Here is a 23,315-nt window from a genome sequence, read left to right as displayed (position 1 = left end):
AGCATAATGCTAAATATACTGAATGGTCAACTATTAGGTATATTATTTACTTAATCTCAACAAATATGAAGTTGATGTATTGATATTAACAGATGAATAATATGAAATCATTAAATGAAGATATAAAGAAAACATAAAGTTTCGGGCGAAAGATGAATGTAAATAAAACTATGTAAATGTGATAAATCCTGAATTAGAGCAACTTCTGGCTGTTATAAGCGTCATAATTATTATCTGATGTTCTGCTGATGTAACAATTTATGAAAATACTGAAAAAGTGGTGTGTGAGGTTTTTGTTGCAGAATTTTCATCAAAGAACTAAGCCAGTATTTTTTACAGTCATGCTGGTTTTGAGTGTGGCGGCTACGGTGATTTTATCGTTACCTTTAAACGCCCAAAACACTCCCAACTCATCATTAGTATCGGAATTGAGAGGGGTGTGGTTAACGAATATTGATAGTGATGTGCTGTTTGAGCGCGATCGCCTGCGAAAATCTTTACAAAAATTAGATGAACTTAACTTTAATACCGTATATCCCGCAGTGTGGAATTGGGGATATACACTCTATCCCAGTCGAGTCGCAGCCAAAGTGATTGGCCGCTCTCTTGATCCCACCCCAGGATTACAAGGGCGCGATATGCTCAAAGAAATTGTCACTGAGGGACATAAACAAGGGCTAACCGTCATTCCTTGGTTTGAATTTGGCTTTATGGCACCAGCCGATTCTCTTTTGGCGAAAAATCGTCCCCAATGGCTGACAAATCGCAACGATGGTACGCGCATTGTCAAAGAAGGTATACATGACAGGGTGTGGTTAAGTCCCTTTCGTCCCGATGTACAGAAATTTATCCAAGATTTAATTGTCGAAATCGTCAGAAACTACGATATTGATGGTATTCAATTTGACGATCATTTCGGCTTACCTTCAGAATTGGGCTATGATGCCTATACCGTAGCTTTGTACAAAAAAGAACATCGTGGTCAAGCTCCCTCTAAAAATCCCAAAGATCCTGAATGGGTACGGTGGCGAGCCAGCAAAATCACTGATTTTATGAAGCGGGTATTTACAGCCATTAAATCAGTGAAAAAAGATTGCTTAGTTTCCGTTGCTCCCAACCCCCAGCGTTTTTCTTACGAATATTTTCTAGCAGACTGGCAACGCTGGGAACGGATGGGATTAGTAGAAGATTTAGTATTACAGATTTACCGCGATGATCTCAATGTGTTTATCAAAGAATTAGAGTATCCAGAGGTGAAAGCAGCCCAGAAACATATCCCTGTAAGTATTGGGATTTTGACTGGCTTGAAGAATAGAGCCGTATCTATGCAGCAAATTCAAACCCAAGTACAAAAAGCACGCGATCGCAATTTTGCCGGAGTCTCCTTCTTTTTTTATGAAACCCTCTGGAATCTCACGAAAGAAAAACCCTTAGAACGTCAGACAGCATTAAAGCAAATGTTTGCCACACCTGCCAAGTATCCTAATTTACTCACAGGCTGGAAACCGTAAATTGGGGAATGGGGAGCAGGGAGCAGGGAGCAGGGAGCAGGGGAGCAGGGGAGCAGGGAGACAAGGGGGACAAGGTAGACAAGGGAGATAGGGGAGACAAGGTAGAAATACTTGCCCCAATGCCCAATGCCCAATGCCCCATGCCCCATGCCCAATGCCCCATGCCCCATGCCCAATCACCCAATTCCCAACCTGCCAGCCAAACCGGGGGTTAGGGGTAAAAGGGTGGTAATCATTAAGAACAGCACCAATAAACCTAAAGCTGCTCTAGCATCATTGGGTTCACTGATTTCATTCAAGCTGGGACGCTCTAAGTCTCTTTGTATAAATGCAATGACGACTAACCAATACAGTGCTAGAGGATTGCTCAAGCCTACTAAAGCTAAAATAATTAAAGTAGCGATCGTGGCTCTATTGGCGGTTTTGCGTCCGTAAATCGCCTGTACAATCCTTCCTCCGTCTAATTGTCCGGCTGGCATCAAGTTTAAAGCTGTAATTACTAATCCCAACCAACCAATCACCACCAGGGGATTAACACTAACTAACGGTGACTGCAAGGCTGAACCTAGAACCACTTTTGCTAGACTACCAACTAAAATCGAACCTTGGAAAAACTGATTGGGTAACTGAAATAAACTGCCTGGGTGAGATAGCAACAAACCCACAATCAGCATGATTAAAGATACAATACCACCAGCTACAGGCCCCGCGACGGCAATATCAAATAATACTGTGCGATTTTGTAACAATGACTCAAAGCGGGTAATTGCACCAAAAGAGCCAATTTGTACTGCCGGTAAAAAGAAAGGCCAACTCAGGCGGACTTGATGACGACGAGCTAGTAACCAATGTCCTATTTCATGGGCGATTAAAATGGCAAATATACCCAAACCGATGGGTAAAGTCTCTTGTAATCGTTCTGGATGAGCTAAAACATCAAAATTGAGGAACAATCCCGCCGTTTCTAGACTAGTGCCAATGCTGGCTACAGCCAGGATAGCTGCAAACACCTTTTGCGGTAACATCATTGGCCGTGGGTCATTGCTGCTAGGCAGAACAATCACCACAGGCTTACCGTCAGTATTTTCTACTAAAAACAAGCGATATTTATCACCTAGTTTTGCTTTTAAACTGGCAGTCAAACGATTGTGAACATCTTGGGGTTCACCGCGCAGATTACCTTTGAAAATAGCACCTTGTTGGTAGGCGATCGTTTCTGTGGAAAAAAATGTATCAATTCCAAAAATACTTTTAATGACATTTAAGTCTTCTTCTGGAATTGGCAGTATTTCCACCACTACTGCTGTTGGCTGGGGAGGATTTTCCGTTGGTGACTCAGCCGTCAACCTTTCTGTCGCTCGTTGCTTAAGAATCTCATCTTGACCAGCAGCACGCAGCTGTCTACCTAAGTAGATATATAAACCAGCAGAAGCCACCACCAAGAACAATATACCCGCTATGTTGAGATAAATTCCGGCTGCAAACAAACCGAAAAATAACAGCCAGGGAGTCATTAACACCACCGACTGTAACCAGGCCAAGATTCCCAGTTTTCCAAAAGGTTTGGCGCGATAAAAGCCCCAACCCAAAATGGCAAAAGCCACTAACAAAATTGTCCCAATAATAGGAGTTTCTGACGAAGTAAACATTTCCAAACCCTTCGCTGTGAAAGACCAAGCCCGAATTAGTCAGGTGATACAGATACCTTACCAAAAACCTGGGTCTCAAGCCCCGTCCTTCTAGGAAGGCTTTCGTGATTAATCTATAACGGACGCTGTAGTCTGCCCAAGGGGATGAGGAATTGAGGATTGGGGATTCAGGTTAAAATCAATTAATATTACCGACCAACTGCCTTTGAGAGATGAGTTTCCCATTGAGTAAAATAATTTGGATACATGGCGACTGTTTAAGTCCTGACAACCCAGCTTTACAAGAATACCCAAACGCCCCTGCTATTTGGGTTTGGGATGATGCGTTAATTGAAGAATGGCAACTTAGTCTCAAGCGTTTGACTTTTATTTACGAGTGCTTGTTAGAATTACCTGTAGAAATTCGGCGCGGTAATGTGGCGCAGGAAGTTCTAGCTTTTGCTCAAGAACATAACGCTGAGTTAGTAGTGACGACTGATAGCCCTAGTCCTCGCTTTCATGATATCTGCGATGTCATTGAGCGTTCTTTAAAGTTGGAAGTTTTTGAGGTCGAGCCGTTTTTTGATTACGATGGATATATTGACCTTAAGCGTTTTTCACGCTATTGGAAGGTAGCCCAAAAGTATGTTTTTGATCGCTGATTAATAGACGGGTAAGTTATAGCGATTTCCAGTTAAGTGAGGTACAGATAATATTTTGAAACGCAGAGGAACGCAAAGTAAAGCGCAGAGGTACGCAGAGATTTGTACCTCAGCAGACTAGGAAACGCTATAAGTTGAATCAAATCAATAAGGGACTTCCAGAAAATAAATTATCCAATTTCCGAGAAAGAATATTTTGATTTTTCCCCCTGCTCCCTGCTCCCTGCCCCCTGCCCTCCTGCTTACCACAGCGATTGTATATTTTTTTAGTTGGAAGTCCCTAAAAAATATGCCAGTTACATAAGTCCTATTAATAACAGATAACTGATAACTGATTTAACACAATTTACCATCTTCCATATGAATAATGCGATCTGCAATATCTAAAATTCTGTTATCGTGAGTCACCATTAAAATAGAACAATTTTGTTCATAGGCTAATTGCTGCATTAAATTGACAACATCTCTACCTGTTTTACTATCTAAAGCAGCAGTCGGTTCATCGGCTAAAATTAACTTGGGTTGACTCACTAAAGCACGAGCGATCGCCACCCGTTGTTTTTGACCACCTGAAAGATCCGATGGATAATAATTAATTCTGTGTCCTAAATTCACAGCCGTCAAAATAGCCTCAGATTTTCTCTGAGCTTCCCTGGTGGAAATATATTTGTGCAATTCCAGTGACATTTGCACATTTTGTCTAGCTGTTAAAAAATCGAGTAAATTATGCGCCTGGAAAATATAGCCAATATGACGACGGATTTCTACTAACTGTTCATCACTAGCACCCTTAAGTTCCTGACCTAAAAACTTCAAACTTCCCTCTTGAACAGAACGTAAGCCACCTATCAAAGTTAGTAAAGTTGTCTTTCCAGAACCAGATGGCCCAGTCATAATCACAATTTCTCTAGAACGAATTGATAAATTAATATCAAACAAAATTTGAGTTCTCAGTTTGTGATTTCCAAAGTAATGGTTAAGATTTTGTATTTTAATTATATAATCTTCTGGCGTTAAATTATTAAACATATTTTTCAATAAACACAGTATATCTAGTCGAGTAGGGTGTGTTAGGCGTAAGCCGTAACGCACCAAAAGCTTTGTTAGGTAAGTTATATTGTCCCTAACACAACAGCAATATTGCAGGATTACAAACCCCAGTAATTAAGAAATTCAAAAAATATCTGCTGGGTCTAAATTGCGTAATTTATTTGTAGAAAAGAAACCAGAAATTAAACACATAAAAACAGTGAACATAAAGATGACAACCACCTTATCTAAACTCATAATTACTGGCAACTTAGTGGCATCTTTGGCGACATCATATAAAATTATAGATATAAATAGACCGGGAATATATCCTAGAGTAGCTAATATTAAAGCTTGCTGAAAAACCACATTTAATAAATAATAATTTTTGAAACCCATTGCTTTGAGAGTTGCATACTCAGTCAAATGATTAGAAATATTAGTGTAGAGGATTTGATAAACAACTACTACTCCCACTACAAAACCCATACCTACCATGAGATTAAATACGAAGCCAATCGGCGTTCTCAAAGTCCAATAGCTTTTTTCTAAAGCAATAAATTCCTGGAGAGTAATTATTTTCACATCTTTGGGTAATCTAGCAGATAAAGCTGCTACGACTTTTTGGGGATTACTACCAGGCTGGAGATTAATTAAGCCTATATCTATATTTTGTACGGAACGATCTTGAAAGATACGCAGAAAGGTGGAAGAATTAACAATTAAATTGCCATCAACTCCAAAGGAAGGTCCAAGGCTAAACAGTCCACCAACTCTAACTTTATATCCAATTAAACTGTTATAATTAAATATCTCTACTTTAACAGTATTTCCTTGCAGAAATTCTTGAGCAATTGGGCCAAACTCTGGACGGGAGGCACTGTCAAAAAATACTATGTTAGGAAGTTGTAGTGACTTTAATCTTTGTTGAATTTCTGGTAATAGAAAAACTGATTTAATCGGTTCAAATCCAATCACATAAATAGGGTATTTTCTGCCATTTATAGGATTTTTTAGTTTAGCAAATTGCAAATACAATGGGCTAACTGATTCTACACTTTCTAACCCTAATGCTTGGTATAAACGCCAGCGTGGAAAGCTTTGGTTAGATGTTAAAGCTTTATATTGTGCGCTGATTATAATTAAGTCTGCTTGCAAATTAGTATGTACCTGTGTAGCACTGTCATAGAGAGCATCTTGAAATCCAATTTGCATAAACATCAGAACTGCAACAAAAGCGATTCCAGCTAAAGCTACAAGAAACCGAACTTTTTGTCGAGCTAATTGTAACCAGGCTAGAGGTATGTTGAGAATCATTTTTTTTCGGCCTCGATTAATTAATCCAAAATTTATAGCGGTTTTTATTCAAATGAGGTAGATTTACTCTTTTTAAAACGCAGAGGGGCGGGGAGTAAAGCGCATACCGCCAAGGGCGGAACCCGTTCACGTTAGCGTCTCCGTTCGCGTAGCGTCCCGTAGGGAAGGAGAAGGGTAGGTACGCAGAGATTCGTACCTCAGCAGACTAGAAAACGCTATATCATCCGGTGCGTTACCGTTGCTTTAATGCACACTACAAATTTCTACAAATTTCTAAATTGTTCAGGTTATATATTAATAAATACATCAACTTGTAAATCAGTAAGACCAGTGACTTTTCTGTTATCTTCTGGGCTATCAATACGGATTTTGACATCAATAACTTTATTATCTCTATCTGCACCAGGATTGGTACTGAAAATATTTTGTTGCCCAACTTGTAAACCAATTTCTGTAACTGTTCCTCTTAATTCGCCTGTGAAAGCATCGCCAGTGATAATGGCTGACTGACCTAGGCGGACTTTTTTAATATCCGTCTCGTAGACTTCTGCTACTACATACATTTGCTGTGTATTACCTAAATCAGCTATGCCTGCATTGCCAATTAGTTCTCCGGCTCTAGTATGAATTTTGAGGATTTGACCATTGATGGGAGACCTGACAATGCTTAACTCTAAATCTGCGTGAGCTTGTTTGACTGAGGCTCTTGCTGTTTCAATATCAGTTTGTGCAGCTTGCACATCTGTAGGACGAATTTCAGCGAGACTCTCAAGTCTAGCATGAGCTTCATATAATTGTTTTTGCAGAGTTTCGACAGTACGGTTTAAAGAAGCGTTAGCCTCATTGAGTTGTTGTTGTACTGTATCAACACGCAACCGTTTACTGTCAGAATCAGATGCTGATATTGCACCTTCTTTATATAACTGCTGATAGCGTTGATTTTCTCTTTGAGCATTACGTAACTCGGCTTCTAAGCGAGCAATTGTAGCTTCTTGTGCAGATATTTCACCGCGTAATTGTGCTTCTAAACGAGCAATTGTTGCTTGTTGTGCAGAGATATCTCCGGCTTTTGCACCGGCTGTTACTTGGTTAAGACTAGCTTGAGCAACCAAAACTTGCCTTTGAGCTTTTTCAAAAGCTGCCAGACGCATACTGTAACTGTCAAGAATTGCCACCACTTGTCCCTGACGTACAAAGTCTCCTTTTTTGACAAAAATTTTTTCTACCCGCGCACTGCCTAGAGAACCTGCGGCAGATAGACGAGTTACTTCTCCTTGGGGTTCTAAACGTCCTAAAGCGGCAACAGCATTGATTGTAGGCACAGTTTTGACTTCTTCTTGAAGTTGCAGTCGAGATTGAGAGCGTGTAACAGTGTAGAGAGTAATTGCACCAGGAACTATCGCCATCAGCAACATCAAAAATATTGTCCATTTATTGAGAGGTTTAATAAATGACTCTTTTTGTTTTTGTACCATAATCATGCCTTTGATGATTCCAAGAATATTCTTGTTTGGGCTTAATTACTATTGATATAAATTCAGGCGATCGCGCCTAGAAATCGCTCCTAAAATCCCACCATATATTTGATATTGCTCTGCATAAACAATAAACTGATTGATCCTCGATTACAACTGATATGCAACACAATTGATAGTGAGTAATAAATTATTCGTGAAATAGCAATTTTGAGTATGTTTATTAAAAATACCAAGTTATTTTCTCTGTTTAGATAAAATAATTTTGTCAAATTATTAACACCTGACCAGACTAATTTATAGTTTTTGCTCTTGATGTTTTAGAGATAGTTGTTGTGGTTAGGTTGACATATTTTTAGCTTCAACGGAATCAATCTTCTGGTAGATGTTGATTTTAGCTAGTAAAGACAATCCTAGATATATTCATCTTCTGGGATATGTATCGTGATGCTGAAAACCAAATTTATTTTATGAAGTTATGTAGTCTTTCCCAATCAGCCCTAGTCAGAGATAAGCGACTAAATCTTTGATAACTGAAGACATAATCTTTGCTAAAAGTAAGCTGGGAAACATCCTAGTGATGATGATTGTAGAATCAAAATATTTGCTAAGGGAAGCAATTAATACAATCAACCCCTATAAATATACATAATCAAATCATAATTTTACAGAACATATGCAATTTATATGCAATTTTTTGAGAAAATTCTCAAAATTAAGGTATGAATAAATTAAGAGCTTGTATCGCTATTGAGTAACAGTAATTCCTCCAGAGATTTAGAGCAAATGAAGTTAAAGCGATTTATGCTTTCATTAACAAACTTTGATCACCAGAGACTAGTTTTTCATGCAGCACGCCAAACACTCCGCAAAGCTGAAATGGCTCGTTTAGCGTTACATGGATGGTTAAATCAACATGATTCAGAATTGGAAAAGTGGAAAAACAAGAAAGCTGATGAAATTGGTATTAGTGTAAGTGAGCTTGAGCAGCAATTATTAAATAATACGCACTATCACCCAATTAGAAACAAGGAAGATGAGCAGCTTGAACAAGAAGCTAATCCCGGAGATGGTGATTCTTGTAGCAAATCACTATGAGAAAAACATAGACGAGAGATGATATTGTGAATGGAAAAATACTGACTATCACACAAGCACTATTATAACTTATGCAGTTGCACCTAAGTTGCATATCGATTGTAATAGCAGATCAAGCAAGTTAATATCAGAGAAACTGTCAATTGCATAGGATGAACCAGAATTAGATAAATTAAGCTTGCAGTGATTAAGGTATTTAAAACTTGCTTGGTGATAGCAGTATTTTCCTTAATATCTAATAGTTCAGCTTACACCGTTATAAAAAAGTAAATTACCTCGATTTAAGAGTTGAATATTGCTAGTTGAGAGTGAACATTTAACTAGGGCAAAGAGTATTTATATAAATGAGCCGTGGATTAGCGTATTTGCCTGATTAATCGAGAAAACTAAGGACTGAATCCGGCTAAATTTCACAAAATCGATAGTGAAGATGAAATCATGATTGCTTCTAGAATTGAAGCTAGATTAGCACAATTGCAAGACGAAGTAAGCAATTGTGAACAGGCTCTGCTCAAGATGATAAAAGTCAAAAAACATATGGTTGACCATACACCAATAACCAAAAAAACCATCACTCATATCCCAGAAAATAATATGACAATTCAACGCTCACAAACTAATATTGCAATTATTGGTATGGCTTCTATCTTTCCCCAATGTAAGAACTTGCAGGAATATTGGGAAAAGATTATGCAGAAAGTAGATTGCATTACTGATGTTCCGGCATCCCGTTGGAGCATAGAAGATTATTATGATCCCAACCCTAAAACACCTGATAAAACTTACTGCAAACGTGGTGGATTTATTCCCGACATTGATTTTAATCCAATGGAATTTGGATTACCACCTAACACCTTAGAAGTTACAGATATTTCTCAGTTGTTAGCTTTGGTGGTAGCGAAAGCGGCAATGGAAGATGCGGGTTATGGTGAATCATGCCAATTGGATAGTGATATCTATGATCAGCTGCGCGATCGCACTGGGGTAGTATTAGGTGTAGCCATAGGCAGACAATTGGCAGTTCCCCTAGGGACAAGATTACAGTATCCAGTCTGGGAAAAAGTCCTCAAAAGTAGTGGCTTATCCGACGCACAAACCCAAACCATCATCGAGAAAATCAAAGCTGCATATGTGCAGTGGGACGAAAACGCCTTTCCGGGGATGCTAGCCAATGTAGTAGCTGGACGCATTGCCAACCGCCTCGATTTGGGGGGAATGAACTGTGTAGTTGATGCCGCCTGTGCGAGTTCTTTAGGTGCTTTAAAAATAGCCATTAGTGAGCTAGTGGAAGGTCGAGCCGACATGATGATTACTGGCGGCGTTGACACCGATAACTCGATTTTGGCTTATATGTGCTTTAGTAAAACTCCTGCGGTTTCCTCTGGAGAAAAGGTCAAACCCTTTGATGCCGAATCTGATGGCATGATGCTGGGTGAAGGTGTGGGGATGTTAGTTCTCAAACGTTTAGAAGATGCTCAAAGAGACAACGACCGCATCTATGCAGTTATTAAAGGTATTGGCACTTCTAGCGATGGTCGCTATAAAAGCATCTATGCACCCCGTTCAGAAGGACAAATCAAAGCCTTACGCCGTGCCTATGAAGATGCAGGAATTTCCCCTGCTAGTGTAGGTTTAATAGAAGCACACGGTACAGGCACAATGGTGGGAGATCCTACCGAATTTGGGTCAATTAAACAATTTTTCGGGGAAAATAATCCTAAAAAACAATATATTGCCCTCGGTAGCGTCAAATCTCAAATTGGGCATACCAAGGCGGCGGCTGGTGCAGCAAGTCTGATTAAAACAGTATTGGCTCTACACCATAAAGTCTTACCCCCGACAATTAACGTCACCAAACCCCATCCTAAACTAGAGATTGATAATTCTGCGTTTTATTTAAATACAGAAACTAGACCTTGGATGAGCAATGATAGCCAACCAAGACGCGCCGGAGTTAGTTCCTTTGGCTTTGGTGGCACAAATTATCATGTGGTTTTAGAAGAATACAAACCAGAAAATCTCCAACCCTACCGTTTACATCAAACTGCCCAACCAATACTGATATCTGCATCTACAGCAGAGCAGTTGTTGTCACGCTGTCAAGAAATTCACCATCAATGGCAATCTGATACTAGAGAGCGAAATTATAGAGAACTGGTGACAGCCTCTCAAGCCGGAGAAATTCCCCTCAATCATGCTAGAGTCGGGTTTGTTGCCGATTCTCTCACACAAGCTCACCAATTCTTACAAATAGCCATTGATTTACTCAAAAACAAACCCCAAGCTGAATCCTGGGAGCATCCCCAAGGAATTTACTATCGTAAAACTGGGGTGTCTATAGGTAAGGTAGTCGCCTTATTTTCTGGACAGGGTTCACAATATTTAGAAATGGGAAGGGAATTGGCGATTAACTTCCCTTGTCTGCATCAGAGCTATGCTCAGATGGATAGCTTGTTATCTCAAGATGGTTTACAACCCATTTCCGAAGTTGTGTTCCCTGCGCCTGTATTTGATGCGGCACAAAAAGCCGCTCAGTTAGAAAGATTACAACTAACTGAATATGCACAGCCAGCAATTGGGGCTTTTAGTGTTGGGTTGTACAAGATATTACAACAAGCGGGGTTCAAGCCTGATTTTGTTGCTGGACATAGCTTTGGGGAACTAACAGCACTGTGGGCGGCTGGGGTTTTAAGTGAAGCAGATTATTGTTTTCTTGTCAAGTCTAGGGGTCAAGCAATGGCTGCACCCAAAGATCCCCAATTTGATGCCGGGAGTATGTTAGCGGTGAAAGGGGATGTAGGTGAGATTACAGCCATTATGAAAAACTTCCCTCAAGTCAGTATTGCTAACTTCAATTCTCATCAGCAGGTGGTGTTAGCGGGGGCAACAGGTGAAATTTCTGAAATAGCCGAGATTTTGAAAACTCAGGGTTTTTCTACGGTGTTGCTTGGTGTTTCGGCTGCTTTTCACACCCAGTTAGTAGCTCACGCTCAAAAACCCTTTGCCAAAGCCATTGAGACAGTTACCTTCAACCAGCCACAAATCCCAGTTTATAGTAATCTCACAGCTAAACCTTATCCACCGAACCCGCAGGAAATTCAAAGTATTCTCAAAGAACATCTGATGAATCAGGTGTTGTTTCAGAAAGAGATTGAGAATATTTATGCTGAAGGTGGTGATTGCTTTATTGAGTTTGGCCCCCGTAAAGTTCTGACTAACTTAGTCAAAGAGATTTTGAGCGATCGCCCTCATATAGCTGTAGCCTTAAATGGGAATTATACCAAAGATAGCGATCGCACTCTCAAAGAAGCTGTGATTCAGTTGCGCGTGGCTGGGTTAGCTTTGCAAAATATCGACTCTTACCAACTAGAGAGCAAAATCCCAAAAGTCGCCACCAACAAAGCTTTAAATGTGCGCTTAAATAGCACCAACTATGTTTCTCCAAAAACCAAACAAGCCTTTGAAAAAGCTATGCAACAGGAAGTAATAGTCAAATCACCTGTAAACAATGGTCTTTCTCAGGCTGCCAACTCAAAACCACAAAACCAGGTATTAGTCAAAAATGGAGCGAAGATGGCATCTTCTGAAAATGGGCAAGGAGAAAAATTAGTAATTCAGCCTCTGTCATCTACTACAGACTATCAAAAAATTATTGATAGCTTAGAATACACACTCATAGAATTTAATCGTCATCAACGTAGTGTTTTACAAGTTCATGAACAATCTTTACAACATCAAATAGAATATACCAAAACGTTCTTCCAACTCATGCAGCAACAGCAAGCGTTGTGGGGAAATGGGAAGTTCACCGAAGAACAAGCACAAACACAACAACTCGCAATCTCCAGTTCTGAGCGTAGTATGATGCGGTTTCATGATCATCAAGCTGAAAGCCTCCGCATCCATGAACAATATTTAAACTATCAACAGCAATACACTAACCAATTTTTCCAGTTAATCAATCACAATATTCTTTTATCACCCCTAGATACCCCAGCAATTCCATCTCCCTATAGTGCTGTTGAACCGCATCCGGTGTTGGTAAAAAACGCATCAACTGCTGTAGCTGGTAACGGTGTGATCACTCAATCTCAACCATTATCAAATGGTCTGAGTAACGGTAATGGTAATGGTGCAAATCATCAACCAGAAGCAGTTTTAGAGATGATCACACCGATAGAAAATCATTCTGTCACCACAACGGTAGCAGTTCCATCACCAATAGCTATTGATACAGCCCTCCTCAGTCAAACTTTGCTCAACGTTGTCAGTGATAAAACTGGCTACCCCGTGGAGATGTTAGATTTAGCGATGGATATGGAAGCAGATTTAGGGATTGATTCCATCAAACGAGTAGAAATTCTGGGAGGATTGCTCGAACTCCACCCTGATTTACCTCAGCCAAATCCAGAAGAACTAGGACAACTGCGGACTCTTGGTCAAATAGTCGAGTATATGCAAACTTTAGTACCAGGGGTTGCAGTAGATCAAGTAGATGTGGCAGTCATATCTGATTCATCTTCCCCTCACCCAGAAGTTGAAGTGACATCTGAAGTGACAGCTTCCCCTCACCCAGAAGTTGAAGTGACATCTTCCCCATCCGACATTGACTTAGCTAACCTCAGTCCCACTTTACTGAACATTGTCAGTGATAAAACAGGCTATCCCACTGAAATGTTAGATATGTCGATGGATATTGAGGCAGATTTAGGGATTGATTCCATCAAACGGGTAGAAATTCTGGGAGCATTGTTAGAACTATATCCCGAACTACCCAAACCAAATCCAGAAGAACTAGGACAACTGCGGACACTGGGAGAAATTGTTGCATATATAGAGCAACAGGTGGCAGGGGCGGAAAAAAAAATGCTGTTGCTAGAGACACAACAAAATACATCATCTCCACCCCAGCAGCCTGAAATCAAGGAATCACCATCTTTAATTCATCGTCATCCCGTTAAACTGAAATTTCTTCCTGAACCAGATGTTTTAGAATGTGCCTTACCTGAGCAACATATCCTTTTGTTAACCGATGATGGTTCACTGACAACAGGAAAATTAGGTGAGACTCTTTGTCAACGTGGTTGGGAAACCGTTGTATTAACCTTTCCGCAAACGGTGATAGATAAACTGTCTCCTTTACCAGCAGGAATTAATCGCGTAGTATTGACAGACTGGAGTGAGGAACATCTGCAAAAACAGTTAGATGCGATCGCAAATAATTATGGTCAAATTGGTGCATTTATCCACTTAAATCCAGCCAATCACACACAAATAAGCGGTGTCCATTATTTAGAATCCGAAAAAACCCTCCTTCGCCATATCTTCCTCATCGCCAAACATCTCAAACAACCCTTAAATCAAGCCGCACTCTTAGGACGTAGTTGTTTCCTCACCATTACTCGCCTAGATGGGGAATTGGGATTCAAACAAAACATTAACTTTGGTGCAATTAGTGGCGGTTTATTCGGACTCACTAAAACTATCAATCAGGAATGGGAATCAGTATTTTGTCGAGCCATAGACCTCAGCCCTGATTTAGACGAACAAACATCAGTAAACCACATCCTAGCAGAACTTTACGACCCCAATAGATTAATTGTAGAAGTCGGATATAGCGCACAGGGACGAGTAACTTTGGTTTGTTAAACAAATAGGGCATCGGGCATCGGGCATCGGGCATCGGACATTGGGCATTAGGGTAAATATTTCTCCCCTTCGACTGCGCTCAGGGCAAGCTTGTCTCCCTTGTCTCCCTTGTCTTCCTTGTCTCCCTTGTCCCCCTGCCCCCTGCTCCCCTGCCCCCTGCTCCCCTGCCCCCTGCCCCCTGCTCCCCTGCCCCCTGCCCCCCTGCCCCCCCACCCCCTGCCTATCCATAAGGAGAGAAAAATGATTGATCACACGTCTGTATTCCTTGTCAGTGGTGGTGCAAAAGGGATAACGGCTGAATGCGTTATCAAATTAGCACAGCGTTATCAATGTAAATTTATTCTACTTGGTCGTTCTAGCCCTGAACCTGAGCCTGTATGGGCGGAGGGTTGCCAGGATGAGGCGGAATTGAAAAAGCAGATTATGGAGTATTTCCAAGCCCAAGGAGAAAAGCCGACACCTGTAATGGTGCAGAAAAAGTTCCGGGAAATTGCTTCTCAGCGAGCCATTGCTGCAACCCTCAAAGCGATCGCAGACAGTGGTGCAAAAGCCGAGTATTTGAGCGTGGATGTCACCGATGCGATCGCTTTATCAGAACAGTTAACTGCTGCGGTTGAGCGTATAGGTGCGGTGACAGGGATTATTCATGGGGCTGGAAATCTCGCAGATAAGCGGATTGAGAAAAAAACCATTCAGGATTTTGAAACCGTTTACACTGCCAAAGTCAAAGGGTTAGCCAACTTACTGCGATGTGTACCACCTAATCAACTGCGTCATTTAGTGCTGTTTTCTTCTGTGGTGGGTTTCTATGGCAATGTAGGGCAAGCTGATTATGCGATCGCTAATGAAATTCTCAACAAATCAGCCCATCTTGTCAAACTCAACCATCCCGATTGTCATGTGGTTGCTATTAATTGGGGGCCTTGGGATAGCGGAATGGTATCCCCAGAGTTAAAGAAAGCCTTTGCTGAACGCAATATTCACACAATCCCCCTTGACATTGGCACACAAATGCTAGTGGATGAACTCGCGCCCACCAACCACAACACTGTACAAGTAGTCATTGGTAGCCCTCTGACTTACACACCAAAAACCTTAGATCCTCAATTAAAAAGCTACCGTATCCACCGACAGTTAACATTAACAGCAAATCCGTTTTTACAAGATCATGTAATTGCCGGTAATCCAGTTTTACCAGCCACCTGTTCTATTGCCTGGATTGCTAATACCTGTGAACAAATATATCCTGGTTATAAATTTTTTAGTTGCCTAAATTTTAAAGTTTTGAAGGGAATTATATTTGATGGCAAAGAAAACAATCAATACATTTTAGACTTGGAAGAAATTAATAAGTTTCACTCCAAAGAAATAGAGTTCAAAGCTAGAATTTGGAGTGAGAATTGTGGTAAAATACGTTATCATTTCAGTGCTGATATCCAACTCAAGGAAAAAATTCCACTAGCTCCTATTTATGAATTGTTTAACCGGGAGCAAACCGAGCAACATCTCAATAAGTCTTTTTATCAAACTGACTCATCAAGCTTATTTCATGGTTCTGCTTTTCAAGGTGTAAAAAAGGTTTTCAATATTAGTCCTCAAAAGATAACTATAGAATGTCTTTTAAATGATTTAGCAGCGAGGCAACAAGGACAATTTCCAGTACAAACCTTCAATCCATATATTGTCGATGTTCAAATTCATCCTTTATGGATATGGACACAGCATTTTTATAAACTGGGTTGCTTGCCTTCAGGAATTGACAATTTTGAACAGTTTGCACCTATACCCTTTGACGAAGAATTTTACATTTCCTGTGAAATCAAATCAAAAACAGAATCAGCCGTAATAGGCGATGTCATAGCCCATGATTCCCACGGTAAAATCTATTCCCAAATGCTAGGTGCTAAGGGAACTATTTTACCCAAAGAATTAGCGAAAGTTTAACCAGATATTTGCCTAAACAGATAAATGATCACCAATAAATCCGTAACGCACCGCAAGCTCTCGCGGATGCTTTATAGCTTAGGATTAATACACCTTTAGAAGATGTTTGGAAAGTGGTTAGCTGTGTTTTTAAACACTTGTTGATCCCCCCTAACCACCCTTAAAAAAAGGGGGGAACTAGAATCAAATTCTCTAACTTCAAAAACAGGCAACTAAAATCAAACTCCCTAATGTGAAAAGGGGGGAACTAGAATCAAAGTCCCCCTTTTTAAGGGGGATTTAGGGGGATCTAAAAATATTCGATACATTACCAAAGACTTTTCAAACAACCTCTTAACCAGATTCCTATATTTACCCAAAGACATAAATTATCACCAATAGGATAAGGAGTTGGATATGGCAGCAGAATTGACACAGAATAATATGCCTAAAATAGCTATTGTAGGCATGGGATGTCATTTAGGTGATAACTGCAAAGATTTGGATAATTTTGAACGCAGCATTTACGAAGGGAAACAACATTTTATATCGCTAAATACTCCAAGACAGCAAGATAAAATTGCCTATATTCGAGAGTCTGAAATTGATACTTCCAGTTTACAAATATCTCCAGAACATCTAGACAATTTTCATCCTCATGAACTTTTAATGCTCAAAGTGGGTGATCATGCCCTCAAAGATGCAGGTTTACCTCAAGGTAGCAGAATCGCAGTCATTATCACTACTTCCCAAAACCTCGCGCAGATTTCATCAGCAAACAACAGCCATAACTACCCGATTTATCTAGAAAATAAAATTGCTGATCATATTGCGAAAGTCTGGAATTTTGCTGGAGCTAAATTCACATTAATTGCTGAACAAAACTCTGCTTTTAAAGCCTTAGAAATTGCCCAAAAACTACTGACAATTCAAGAAGTAGATGCTGTTTTAGTAGGTGCAGTTGAGTTAGTTGAGGATACATCTAATCTGTTAGCTTGCCATCAGGATACACAAATCAATACAGGTGTAAATACTCTTAGCTATGATCAAAATGCCAATGGTTGGATAGTAGGAGAAGGTGCGGCGGCTGTAGTTTTGCAACTCCACAAAACCGCACAACAAAATTCTCATCGTATCTATGCCGTAATTGACGCTATCAGTCTGATAGAAGATGCAAAATCTAAAATTTATTCAGTTCCTAGTATGCCAGATGCTGGAGGTGTAATTCAAGCTTGTCAAACAGCTTTTCGTTTAGCAAATATCCAACCAACAGACATCAACTATTTAGAAGTTGTGGGTAGTGGTATTTCTCAACAAGATGAGTCAGAAATTCAGGGTTTACTTCAAGCCTATAAAACTCCTGAAGGCAGTCTCAGTTGTGCTGTAGGTAGTGTCAAAGCAAATTTCGGCCATACCAGGGCTGCATCAGGAATAGTCAGTTTAATTAAAACAGCTTTGTGTTTATATCATCGTTATATTCCCGCAGTTCCTCAGTGGTGTAGCCCCAAAAACCCTGAAATTTGGCAAGGTAGCCCTTTTTATGTAGCGACAGAATCAAAACCTTGGTTTTTAGAAACAGGTGTTACCAGAAGAATGGCAGCTATTAACGGCATGGAGATGGATGGGAGTTATGCTCACGTAATTTTGTCAGAGGAAATTAATCAGACAAATTACAGCAGCAAATATTTAGCCCAAATGCCTTATTATATGTTTGCGATCGCTGCTGATGATCAAGCTACCCTATTAGAGCAAATCCATACTCTCCAACAAACTATCCAAGATTGCTCTTCCTTAGCATATGCCGCTAGCTTGACTTTTAAAGCTTACCAACAGCGTCAGCAAGGAAAATATGCTCTCGCTATTCTTGGACGGAATCAAGATGAATTAATCCGAGAAATTCAACGAGCAATTACAGGTGTTACTGTTGCTTTCCAGACAGGTAAAGATTGGTTAACTCCTGTAGGCAGTTACTTTACATCTCAACCATTAGGTAAAGAAAATCAAGTCAGTTTTGTTTATCCTGGTTCGTTCAATTCTTATATAGGGTTAGCGCGCGATCTTTACCGCTTATTTCCTGATATTTATGATGATCTGGTAATTAAAAGCCTTTATAAACGTGTCGCCAATATAGAAAAATTGCTGTATCCCAGAAGCTTGAAAAAACTTTCTAAAAAGCAATTAGAATTTCTCGAACAAAAACTAATAGATGATCCCATAACTATGCTCGAATCTGAAGTTGGCATTGCGGGATTAATGACCAGCATTTTGAGTAATTATTTCCAACTACAACCCCGGGCTGTCTTCGGCTATAGCCTGGGTGAAAATAGCATGATGTTTGCTCAAGGTGTCTGGACAGAATTTAACCAGAGTAGTGAAGGTTTAAATACATCACCTCTATTTAAAACTCGCTTATCTAACCCTAAAAATGCAGTACGCGAATATTGGGGCTTGCCTTTAATGCCAGATGATTATCAAGACAAAACATTTTGGAATAACTATGTACTTTTATGTCCAATAGAGCGTATTCAAGAAGCTCTTAAACATGAAAATCGTGTTTATTTGACTTTGATTAATACACCAGAAGAAGCGGTGATTTCAGGTGACACAGAAGCTTGTAAAAGAGTGATTCAAGCCCTAAATTGTCCTGCTCACCATACCCCAATTAACCATGTGATTCATTGCCAGGCAATGAAATCTGAGTACAATGAACTGGTTAAAATCAACACTTTACCTATTCAGAAGATACCAGATACTACTTTTTATTCTGCTGCCGAATACGCACCTATTACTCTCGACAGTCACTCTATTGGGCATAATATTGCTAAAAATATGTGCCAACATTTAGATTTTCCTAAATTAATTAATCGCGTTTACAATGATGGCTACAAAATATTTATTGAAGTAGGTGTTGGTAGCAACTGTTCTAGATGGATTAGTGAAACTCTCAAGCAACAAGCACACCTTACAGTTTCTCTAAATAGAAGAGGTGTAGACTCTCATACTTCTATTATTCGAGCCTTAGCAAAACTTTTGAGCCATCGAGTTAGTCTAGATTTATCGCCACTATATTCTCATTTCAATTTAGATAATCACAAAACTCATAATTCATTATCTGAAGCCAATAATCAGCACATACTTGAACATGAGTTTTCTACCTTGCTAATTAATAGTGAGCGTATATCTAGAGAGAGTCAAAACAACACTTTTAGCGTAAATCCGACGAGGCAAACGCATTTAAAAAATCATGCTAGTTATGAAGATATCTCAGATCCAAATCATAGTTTAAATGCTAGTCAATCTGTTGGCTTATTGGTCTGCGAACAGCACAATGACCATACACTCAATAAAGAAGTATTAAGCACACCCCAAGAAAACGAGCCAATTCCAGTAAATGATGCTTTGAATAGCCAAGATATTTTTGATGAAAACTCATTGCCAAATTTACGTTCTCTTTACTATCAAAAACTTAAAGAAAATGTCGATGTTATGACTAAAAATTATGCCAACTTGTTACACAATAGGCAAGAATCTCTGAAACAAATCAGCACTATTATTCAGCAACAACTAGCTTTATCACACAAATTATTTGACGTAGAGAACAGCAGAAAATAAATTATCCCAGGTTAGCGGTTTGGTAGGAGTCCCTTATAGGTTTAAAAAAGTTATGATTACAACTAATTCTCTCATGCCGTCTCATCATTCCTTGAAAATCCTCAATTCATTTCCTAGTAAAAATCAATATTGGCAAGGTGACTTAGAGACTGCAAGTTTTGATGAATCAGGTATAAAATCAAAGTTGCTAAATTTGGATAAACCATGTTATATTATTAGAAATAAAACACAAATAGGTGTTACCAATGAGGGTAACTGGTATACAGCCAATAATGGTAAAAATGCAGAAACTGAATTATTAATTGCTGTTCCACCTCTCACTGGTCAAAACTTAGGTGATGCCAATTTCTTAAAATTTCATAATGTTAAATATGCCTATGCTGCTGGTGCAATGGCTCACGGTATTGCTTCCGAAGAACTAGTAATTGCACTAGGAAAAGAAGGTATTTTAAGTTCTTTTGGTGCTGGTGGTTTAGCTCCGACTCGTGTTGAAACTGCTATTAACCGCATTCAACAAGCTTTACACCAGAAGCCTTACGCTTTTAACTTACTCCATAGTCCCAGTGAACCAGCCATTGAACGCAGAGTTGTTGATTTATATCTCAAATATCAGGTAAGAACAATAGAAGCATCTGCTTTTTTAGATTTAACTGACAACCTTGTTTACTACCGAGCAGCAGGACTAAGTTTAAATTCAGCGAATCAAATTGTCATCAATAATAAAGTCATTGCCAAAATTTCTCGCAAAGAAGTAGCCACAAAATTTTTGCAACCTGCTCCTACAAAAATTTTAAAACAATTAGTACAGCAAGGATTAATTAGCGAATTACAAGCAAATCTGGCCGTTAAAGTGCCAATGGCTGATGATATCACAGTAGAAGCAGACTCTGGTGGTCATACAGATAATCGTCCTCTAGTTTGTTTGTTATCTTCCATTCTGGAACTGAGAGATGAAATTCAAAGCCAATACAATTATGAACAACCCGTCAGAATTGGCGCAGGTGGAGGAATTGCCACTCCACATTCAGCACTAGCAGCTTTTATTATGGGGGCTAGTTATGTTGTCACAGGTTCTATAAATCAGTCTTGTATTGAAGCTGGTACTTCTCAACACACTAAGCAATTATTAGCCCAAGCTGATATGGCTGATGTGATGATGGCCCCCGCCGCAGATATGTTTGAAATGGGTGTAAAAGTTCAAGTTCTCAAAAAAGGAACTTTCTTCCCTTTACGCGCTCAAAAACTATTTGATTTATACAAAACCTATGAATCAATTGAAGAAATCCCATCAGATGAAAGAGAGAAATTAGAAAAACAAATTTTTAAGAAGAGTTTAGATACAGTTTGGCAAGAAACAGTAGCTTATCTTTCCCAACGTAACCCTGTAAAACTTGAACAAGCCAGTAAGAACTCTAAATTAAAAATGGCTTTGATTTTTCGGTGGTATCTTGGTTTATCATCCCGTTGGTCTAATTCTGGTGAACCAGGTCGAGAAATGGATTATCAAATTTGGTGTGGCCCAGCAATGGGTAGTTTCAATAATTGGGTAAAAGGTACATATTTAGAAGTACCACATAATCGGAAAGTCGTTGATATTGCTCACCATATCATGACAGGGGCTGCTTTTTTATATCGGGTTCAGAGTTTAAAGTTTCAAGGTTTACAAATTCCCGATAATTATGCTGAATATTCTCCTGTGAGTTAAATGTTGAGCGTACCGTTATTTGTAGAGGCGTGTTTAAAAATTTTATCTAAGTAGCCGTCATGAACTGCGTACACCAGAACACATGAAAAAGTCTTTCCCTTACACCCTTATACCCTTTTTCATGTCAGAACGGTGTAGATAATTCAAGGTTTGTAGTGTACCCCTGCGGGGAAGCAAGCTACGCGCAAGCGTCTCGTAGAGAGGACTTTAGTCCTCTGATAAGGACTGAAGTCCTTACTACGAACTTTCTACTTACTTGTAACCGTCTCTACTTTTATACACAGTATATTTATCGCATTTGATAACAGTAATTTTTGAAAACAACTGTCCTATAGGAGCTAAATTTATATGAGTTATGAGAGGAAATTAGGGCAGCTTGAGCAAGTTATGGAAAAGCTAAATGCTCGTGCTAAAACATGGAATGTAGTAACTATTAGCCGGATTAAGGGTTTTGTCAGTCAAGATGCACTAAGACAATCTCTAGAACTTATTCAGTGTCGGCATCCTAGACTTAACTCACGAATTGTCAGCTTGAAAAATCACCTAGTATTTCAAAGTCAAGGAACTGAGAAAATCCCGCTAAGAGTTGTTAAAGTTTCCCATTCAGAAGAATGGCAAGATATTGTTAATGAAGAAATGAATCAGGTGATTCCTAGTAATAAATATTTACTCAGAGTGGTTTTAGTAAATGTTTTAAGTGAGGAAAAAGTTAGTTTTTTAATAACAACGGCGCATCATGCGATCGCAGATGCGTTATCATGTATTCAACTGCACTCAGAAATATTAACTTACCATCAAAAAATTTACACTGGTGAAGCAATTCCACCATTGATTAATTTAACTTCTTTACCCCCACTAGAAGAACTCATACCCCCATCACATCAAGGGTTAAAAGGAAAGATAAGTAGCTTACTTTTTCTATTAAAGTTGGCTGTTCAGAAAATTTGGTATCGACCACAAACATTAGGATTTGAAAATTATCTACCCATTGCTAACCGTTATAGCGGTATTGTTCACAGACAACTTAACCAAGAGCTAACACAACAGTTTATTAATCGTTGTCGCAAAGAACATACGACAGTGAATAGTGCTTTATGTGCTGCAATGATGTTCGCGGTTGCAGATAAACTCATTAAGAATTATCAAAAAGAATTTTGGTTAAATTGTTTAACATATATTGACTTAAGAAAACATATTAAGCCTGTAGTTAATGATGAAAATATGGGCGTTTTTGCAACATCTAATATGGGATTTTATAGATTAAATCAATATACATATTTTTGGCAACTAGCACGAAATTCAAAACGAAATTTAGATATTAATATCCAGCAAGATAATCTTTTTAAAATGATATCAATTGCCAAACATCTTATAAATTTTTGCTTTATCTATCCTCAAGAAGTAGCCGCTACAGTATCTGTTTCCAATGTGGGTAAAGTAAATATATCCAAAGCCTATGGAGAATTAGAGCTAGAAGAAATCAGTTTTGCTGGTACTCATGCTTTATATGGAGGACTGTTTACCGTTCATGCGGCAACTTTTCAAGGAAAAATGTTGTTAAATTTTGTCTATTCTCGTCCTTCTATTAGTCAAGAAAAAATGGAGGCTTTGGTAAATAATTTCATTAATTATATTTTGCGAGTTTCTGATTCTTATGAAAATCCTTGCTTAATATAAGTAGAACAAGTAAGTAATGTCAAAAGAAT

Annotated in this window: 11 protein-coding genes and 1 pseudogene; 8 read left to right on the top strand and 4 right to left on the bottom strand. The window is 39.2% G+C overall.

The features are described from left to right. Positions 1 to 260 precede the first annotated feature (260 nt). A complete protein-coding gene (locus ACPZ3T_RS12870) occupies positions 261 to 1,511 on the top strand; it encodes a glycoside hydrolase family 10-like protein (protein ID WP_490276751.1) in 1,251 nt (416 codons plus the stop codon). A gap of 8 nt (positions 1,512 to 1,519) precedes the next feature. Further along, a complete protein-coding gene (locus tag ACPZ3T_RS12865) occupies positions 1,520 to 1,726 on the top strand; it encodes a hypothetical protein (protein WP_490276750.1) in 207 nt (68 codons plus the stop codon). On the opposite strand, the gene ACPZ3T_RS12860 is transcribed toward ACPZ3T_RS12865, so the two are convergent. Beyond that, positions 1,688 to 3,160, bottom strand: coding sequence for a site-2 protease family protein (locus ACPZ3T_RS12860; protein ID WP_490276749.1), 1,473 nt, complete (start codon positions 3,158 to 3,160; stop codon positions 1,688 to 1,690). The genes ACPZ3T_RS12865 and ACPZ3T_RS12860 overlap by 39 nt on opposite strands. 224 nt (positions 3,161 to 3,384) lie before the next feature. Here ACPZ3T_RS12860 and ACPZ3T_RS12855 point away from each other — a divergent pair, with 224 nt between their 5' ends. After that, the gene (locus ACPZ3T_RS12855; RefSeq protein ID WP_490276748.1) at positions 3,385 to 3,801 is read left to right on the top strand and encodes a hypothetical protein; all 417 of its coding nucleotides are present in this window, start codon (positions 3,385 to 3,387) and stop codon (positions 3,799 to 3,801) included. A 336-nt stretch (positions 3,802 to 4,137) separates the two neighbouring features. Here the strand turns inward: ACPZ3T_RS12855 and ACPZ3T_RS12850 are convergent, their stop codons facing one another. The 3 genes from ACPZ3T_RS12850 to ACPZ3T_RS12840 form a co-directional block, all read right to left on the bottom strand. Then, positions 4,138 to 4,830 carry a DevA family ABC transporter ATP-binding protein gene (locus tag ACPZ3T_RS12850; RefSeq protein ID WP_490276747.1) on the bottom strand — a complete coding sequence of 231 codons (693 nt, stop codon included), beginning with the start codon at positions 4,828 to 4,830 and terminating at the stop codon, positions 4,138 to 4,140. 144 nt (positions 4,831 to 4,974) lie between these two features. Continuing rightward, complete coding sequence (gene devC, locus ACPZ3T_RS12845) at positions 4,975 to 6,147, bottom strand: ABC transporter permease DevC (protein WP_490276746.1); 1,173 nt, start codon at positions 6,145 to 6,147, stop codon at positions 4,975 to 4,977. 287 nt (positions 6,148 to 6,434) lie between these two features. Then, positions 6,435 to 7,622 (bottom strand): ABC exporter membrane fusion protein, encoded by a 1,188-nt coding sequence (locus tag ACPZ3T_RS12840; RefSeq protein WP_490276745.1) that lies wholly within the window; start codon positions 7,620 to 7,622, stop codon positions 6,435 to 6,437. Positions 7,623 to 8,408: 786 nt separating this feature from the next. Between ACPZ3T_RS12840 and ACPZ3T_RS12835 the strand changes: the two genes are divergently transcribed. The 5 genes and pseudogenes from ACPZ3T_RS12835 to ACPZ3T_RS12815 all read left to right on the top strand — a co-directional run bounded on the left by ACPZ3T_RS12835 (position 8,409) and on the right by ACPZ3T_RS12815 (position 23,286). Further along, positions 8,409 to 8,720 carry a hypothetical protein gene (locus ACPZ3T_RS12835; protein WP_490276744.1) on the top strand — a complete coding sequence of 104 codons (312 nt, stop codon included), beginning with the start codon at positions 8,409 to 8,411 and terminating at the stop codon, positions 8,718 to 8,720. Positions 8,721 to 9,158: 438 nt separating this feature from the next. Beyond that, positions 9,159 to 16,313: pseudogene (locus ACPZ3T_RS12830) on the top strand (SDR family NAD(P)-dependent oxidoreductase). Positions 16,314 to 16,709: 396 nt separating this feature from the next. Next, positions 16,710 to 19,904, top strand: coding sequence for a PfaB family protein (locus tag ACPZ3T_RS12825; protein ID WP_490276743.1), 3,195 nt, complete (start codon positions 16,710 to 16,712; stop codon positions 19,902 to 19,904). A gap of 73 nt (positions 19,905 to 19,977) precedes the next feature. After that, entirely contained in the window at positions 19,978 to 21,609 is a 1,632-nt protein-coding gene (locus ACPZ3T_RS12820; RefSeq protein WP_490277209.1) for a PfaD family polyunsaturated fatty acid/polyketide biosynthesis protein, read from the top strand. Positions 21,610 to 21,957: 348 nt separating this feature from the next. Continuing rightward, the gene (locus ACPZ3T_RS12815) at positions 21,958 to 23,286 is read left to right on the top strand and encodes a phthiocerol/phthiodiolone dimycocerosyl transferase family protein (protein ID WP_490276742.1); all 1,329 of its coding nucleotides are present in this window, start codon (positions 21,958 to 21,960) and stop codon (positions 23,284 to 23,286) included. Positions 23,287 to 23,315: the final 29 nt, after the last annotated feature.

The sequence above is a fragment of the Aliinostoc maniaoense genome, from assembly GCF_058172895.1.
The sequence above is the reverse complement of the archived record's forward strand: the minus strand, read 5'-3'. Positions and strand labels throughout refer to the sequence as shown.

Bases quoted from the DNA above. Each gene is read 5' to 3' on its own strand.
- ACPZ3T_RS12865 (WP_490276750.1), top strand. From the start codon at position 1,520: ATGGGGAGCAGGGAGCAGGGAGCAGGGAGCAGGGGAGCAGGGGAGCAG.
- ACPZ3T_RS12850 (WP_490276747.1), bottom strand. From the start codon at position 4,830: ATGTTTAATAATTTAACGCCAGAAGATTATATAATTAAAATACAAAAT.
- devC (WP_490276746.1), bottom strand. From the start codon at position 6,147: ATGATTCTCAACATACCTCTAGCCTGGTTACAATTAGCTCGACAAAAA.
- ACPZ3T_RS12815 (WP_490276742.1), top strand. From the start codon at position 21,958: ATGAGTTATGAGAGGAAATTAGGGCAGCTTGAGCAAGTTATGGAAAAG.
- ACPZ3T_RS12870 (WP_490276751.1), top strand. From the start codon at position 261: ATGAAAATACTGAAAAAGTGGTGTGTGAGGTTTTTGTTGCAGAATTTT.
- ACPZ3T_RS12860 (WP_490276749.1), bottom strand. From the start codon at position 3,160: ATGTTTACTTCGTCAGAAACTCCTATTATTGGGACAATTTTGTTAGTG.
- ACPZ3T_RS12835 (WP_490276744.1), top strand. From the start codon at position 8,409: ATGAAGTTAAAGCGATTTATGCTTTCATTAACAAACTTTGATCACCAG.
- ACPZ3T_RS12820 (WP_490277209.1), top strand. From the start codon at position 19,978: ATGCCGTCTCATCATTCCTTGAAAATCCTCAATTCATTTCCTAGTAAA.
- ACPZ3T_RS12840 (WP_490276745.1), bottom strand. From the start codon at position 7,622: ATGGTACAAAAACAAAAAGAGTCATTTATTAAACCTCTCAATAAATGG.
- ACPZ3T_RS12825 (WP_490276743.1), top strand. From the start codon at position 16,710: ATGGCAGCAGAATTGACACAGAATAATATGCCTAAAATAGCTATTGTA.